This is a genomic window from Bradyrhizobium sp. P2_E8 (genome assembly GCF_056403875.1).
Genome location: NZ_JBFUES010000970.1, coordinates 1 through 4,024, shown reverse-complemented (window position 1 = coordinate 4,024; position 4,024 = coordinate 1). Strand labels below are relative to the sequence as shown.

Genomic DNA, 4,024 nt, shown 5'->3' with positions numbered 1-4,024 from the left:
TCCATGGCCACTCCGGTGACAAGAAAGCCAAGAAGGCTTGAGGATTAAACGATGAGCAAACCTAAGCGCGAACGGAGCCTCGCCGACAACGAGGCCAAGGCGGTCGCCCGGATGCTGCGGGTGAGCCCGCAGAAGCTCAACCTGGTCGCCCAGCTCATTCGCGGCCGGAAGGCGGCCGCTGCGCTCGCCGACCTGCAGTTTTCGCGCAAGCGGATCGCGGTTGACGTGAAGAAGTGCCTGGAATCGGCTATCGCCAATGCCGAGAACAACCACGACCTCGACGTCGATGATCTCGTCGTGGCGCAGGCTTTCGTCGGCAACGGCCTCGTGATGAAGCGCTTTGCCGCCCGCGGCCGTGGCCGTTCGGGCCGTGTCTACAAACCATTTTCGCAGCTGACGATCATTGTTCGTCAGGTCGAAGCCGAAGCAGCAGCGGCTTAAGGGTCGCAGGAGAAAACGATGGGTCAAAAGATCAATCCGATCGGTCTGCGTCTCGGCATCAACCGGACCTGGGATTCCCGCTGGTTCGCCGGCAAGCAGGAATACGGCAAGCTGCTGCATGAGGACGTCAAGATCCGCGAGATCCTGCACAAGGAGCTCAAGCAGGCGGCCGTCGCCCGCATCGTGATCGAGCGTCCGCACAAGAAGTGCCGCGTCACCATCCACTCGGCCCGTCCGGGCGTGGTGATCGGCAAGAAGGGCGCCGACATCGACAAGCTGCGCAAGCGGGTCGCGGACATCACCTCGTCCGACGTCGTCATCAACATCGTCGAGATCCGCAAGCCGGAGCTCGATGCGACGCTGGTGGCCGAGTCGATCGCGCAGCAGCTGGAGCGCCGCGTGGCGTTCCGCCGTGCCATGAAGCGCGCCGTGCAGTCGGCGATGCGTCTCGGCGCGGAAGGCATCCGCATCAACTGCTCGGGACGTCTCGGCGGTGCGGAAATCGCGCGCATGGAGTGGTACCGCGAAGGTCGCGTGCCGCTGCACACGCTGCGCGCGGACATCGACTACGGCGTTGCGACCGCGTTCACGACCTTCGGCACCTGCGGCGTCAAGGTCTGGATCTTCAAGGGCGAGATCCTCGAGCACGATCCGATGGCCCAGGACAAGAGAATGGCCGAAGGCGAGACTGGTGGCAGTGGTGATCGCGGCCGTCAGCGCCGCGATACGGCTGCAGCCTAAGGCCAGCACAGGAATTTGAGGGCTTAAAGCCATGATGCAACCTAAGAAAACGAAGTTCCGGAAGGCGCATAAGGGCCGCATCCACGGCGTTGCGTCTTCGGGCGCGACGTTGGCGTTCGGCCAGTACGGCCTGAAGGCGACCGAGCCTGAGCGCGTCACCGCGCGCCAGATCGAAGCCGCCCGCCGCGCGCTGACCCGTCACATGAAGCGCGCCGGCCGCGTCTGGATCCGCGTGTTCCCCGACCTTCCGGTGTCGAAGAAGCCGGCCGAAGTCCGCATGGGTTCCGGCAAGGGTTCGCCGGAACTGTGGGTGGCGCGCGTCAAGCCGGGCCGGGTGCTGTTCGAGATCGACGGCGTCAACACCCAGACGGCGCGTGAGGCGCTGACCCTGGCGGCCGCCAAGCTGCCGATCAAGACGCGCTTCGTCGAGCGCATTGCGGAGTAATGGCCATGGCCCAGATGAAGATCGAAGACATCCGCGCGATGAGCCCCGACCAGCAGGATGACGCCATCCTGAACCYGAAGAAGGAGCGCTTCAACCTGCGCTTCCAGCGCGCCACCGGGCAGCTCGAGAATACCTCGCGCCTGCGCGAGGCCCGCCGCGACATCGCCCGGATCAAGACCGTCGCCGCGCAGACGCGCGCGAAGAAGAAGTAAGAGGCTTACGAAGATGCCGAAACGTACTTTGCAGGGCGTGGTCGTCAGCGACAAGACAGCCAAGACGGTCGTTGTCCGCGTCGATCGCCGCTTCACGCACCCGATCTACAAGAAGACGATCCGCCGTTCGAAGAACTATCACGCGCACGACGAGAACAACGAGTTCAAGCCGGGCGATATGGTTTGGATCGAGGAATCGAAGCCGATTTCGAAGTTGAAGCGCTGGGTCGTGATCCGGGGCGAACACAAGAAAAGCGCCTGATCTGTTGGCTTTAGCCGACTGCCTTCAGGGAAATGTTGAGCGCCGGCTGGGCTGGCGCAAGAGAGAAGAGGACGAGGTGCATCAATGATTCAGATGCAGACCAACCTCGACGTGGCCGACAATTCTGGCGCACGCCGTGTCATGTGTATCAAGGTGCTCGGGGGCTCCAAGCGCCGCTACGCCACGATCGGCGACATCATTGTCGTCTCGATCAAGGAAGCGATTCCGCGTGGCAAGGTGAAGAAGGGCGACGTGATGAAGGCCGTCGTGGTGCGCGTCCGCAAGGACATCCGCCGCGCCGACGGTTCGGTCATCCGCTTCGACCGCAACGCCGCCGTGCTGATCAACAACCAGTCCGAGCCGGTCGGCACCCGTATCTTCGGGCCCGTGCCGCGCGAGCTGCGCGCCAAGAATCACATGAAGATCATTTGCGCCGATCCAACTGTCCAACATCGCGTATGTCGGCAAGGACGGAAAGCCGACCCGCGTCGGATTCAAGATTCTGGCGGACGGCAAGAAGGTCCGCATCGCCAAGAGCTCGGGAGCTGAGATCGATGGCTGAGGCCGCTTACACGCCGCGCCTGCGCGCGGAATACGATGCGAAGATCCGCACGGCGCTGACCGAGAAGTTCGGTTACGAGAACGTCATGCAGGTTCCGCGCCTGGACAAGGTCGTGCTGAACATGGGCGTTGGCGATTCCGTCAACGACCGCAAGAAGGCCGAGACTGCCGCTGCCGAGCTGACCCAGATCGCCGGCCAGAAGGCGATCGTGACCTATTCGCGTATCGCGATCGCGACCTTCAAGCTGCGTGAGAACCAGCCGATCGGCTGCAAGGTCACGCTGCGCAAGGCCCGCATGTACGAGTTCATCGACCGCCTGGTCACGGTTGCGCTGCCGCGCGTCCGCGACTTCCGCGGCCTGAACCCGAAGAGCTTCGACGGCCGCGGCAACTACTCGCTCGGCATCAAGGAGCACATCATTTTCCCCGAGATCGACTTCGACAAGGTCACGGAAGCCCGCGGTATGGACATCACCGTCTGCACCACGGCCAAGACCGACGAAGAGGCGAGGGCCTTGTTGACCGCTTTCAATTTCCCGTTCCGGCAGTGAGACGCTGACCTAAAGCCTCTCAAACGCGGATACCCAGGAGCCAAGCATGGCAAAGAAGAGTTCAATCGAGAAGAACAACCGGCGCAAGCGGATGGTGAAGAACGCCGCCCCGAAGCGCGAGCGGTTGAAGGCGATCATCGCCGACAAGACGCTGCCGATGGAGGAGCGGTTCGCCGCGACCCTGAAGCTCGCCGAGATGCCGCGCAATTCGTCGGCGACCCGCGTGCGTCTTCGCTGCGAGCTGTCGGGCCGTCCGCGCTCGAACTACCGCAAGAACAAGCTGTCCCGTATCGCGCTGCGCGAACTTGGCTCCAAGGGCATGGTCCCGGGCCTCGTGAAGTCGAGCTGGTAAGGAGGGTCGTTTAGATGTCTACGCACGATCCAATCAGCGATCTGATCACCCGCATCCGCAACGCGCAGATGCGCTCCAAGACCAAGGTCTCCACGCCCGGCTCGCGGATGCGCGAGAACGTGCTCGAGGTGCTCAAGAGCGAGGGCTACATCCGCGGCTACGCCACGGTCGAGCACTCCTCGGGCCGCAGCGAGATCGAGATCGAGCTGAAGTACTTCGACGGCGAGCCCGTCATCCGCGAGATCGAACGTGTTTCCAAGCCCGGGCGTCGTGTTTACGCCTCGGTAAAGAACCTGCCGCGGGTCAACAACGGGCTCGGCATTTCGGTGTTGTCGACGCCGAAGGGGATCATGGCCGACCACAGCGCGCGCGACGCGAATGTGGGCGGAGAAGTCCTCTTCACGGTGTTCTGAGAAGGATTTTTGATCCATGTCACGTGTTGGCAAAAGACCGGTTGCG

The 4,024-nt window shown here is 62.9% G+C and carries 8 protein-coding genes and 2 pseudogenes; all 10 read left to right on the top strand.

All coding sequences use genetic code 11. The features are described from left to right. Positions 1-51: 51 nt before the first annotated feature. The 10 genes and pseudogenes from rplV (at position 52) to rpsH (ending at position 3,978) form a co-directional block, all read left to right on the top strand. Positions 52-441 (top strand): 50S ribosomal protein L22, encoded by a 390-nt coding sequence (gene rplV, locus AC1D00_RS35165; protein WP_135178090.1) that lies wholly within the window; start codon positions 52-54, stop codon positions 439-441. 18 nt (positions 442-459) lie between these two features. Then, positions 460-1,182: a 30S ribosomal protein S3 gene (gene rpsC, locus AC1D00_RS35160; RefSeq protein WP_092192679.1), complete on the top strand. Its 723-nt coding sequence runs from the start codon at positions 460-462 to the stop codon at positions 1,180-1,182. Between the two features lie 31 nt (positions 1,183-1,213). After that, positions 1,214-1,627, top strand: coding sequence for a 50S ribosomal protein L16 (gene rplP, locus AC1D00_RS35155; protein ID WP_008549252.1), 414 nt, complete (start codon positions 1,214-1,216; stop codon positions 1,625-1,627). 5 nt (positions 1,628-1,632) lie between these two features. Further along, positions 1,633-1,839: a 50S ribosomal protein L29 gene (gene rpmC / locus AC1D00_RS35150; RefSeq protein ID WP_477013837.1), complete on the top strand. Its 207-nt coding sequence runs from the start codon at positions 1,633-1,635 to the stop codon at positions 1,837-1,839. Positions 1,840-1,852: 13 nt separating this feature from the next. Next, positions 1,853-2,101 carry a 30S ribosomal protein S17 gene (rpsQ, locus tag AC1D00_RS35145; RefSeq protein ID WP_011088143.1) on the top strand — a complete coding sequence of 83 codons (249 nt, stop codon included), beginning with the start codon at positions 1,853-1,855 and terminating at the stop codon, positions 2,099-2,101. A gap of 84 nt (positions 2,102-2,185) precedes the next feature. Beyond that, a pseudogene (gene rplN / locus AC1D00_RS35140) lies at positions 2,186-2,548 on the top strand (50S ribosomal protein L14); the annotation flags it as partial. Beyond that, positions 2,532-2,663, top strand: a pseudogene (locus AC1D00_RS35135) (50S ribosomal protein L24); the annotation flags it as partial. The pseudogenes rplN and AC1D00_RS35135, both read left to right, overlap by 17 nt. Continuing rightward, positions 2,656-3,213 (top strand): 50S ribosomal protein L5, encoded by a 558-nt coding sequence (gene rplE / locus AC1D00_RS35130; RefSeq protein WP_018647250.1) that lies wholly within the window; start codon positions 2,656-2,658, stop codon positions 3,211-3,213. The pseudogene AC1D00_RS35135 and the gene rplE, both read left to right, overlap by 8 nt. Before the next feature lie 46 nt (positions 3,214-3,259). Beyond that, on the top strand, positions 3,260-3,565 hold the full coding sequence (rpsN, locus tag AC1D00_RS35125) for a 30S ribosomal protein S14 (RefSeq protein ID WP_011088140.1): 306 nt from the start codon (positions 3,260-3,262) through the stop codon (positions 3,563-3,565). Between the two features lie 14 nt (positions 3,566-3,579). Next, positions 3,580-3,978: a 30S ribosomal protein S8 gene (gene rpsH / locus AC1D00_RS35120; protein ID WP_011088139.1), complete on the top strand. Its 399-nt coding sequence runs from the start codon at positions 3,580-3,582 to the stop codon at positions 3,976-3,978. Positions 3,979-4,024 lie beyond the last annotated feature (46 nt).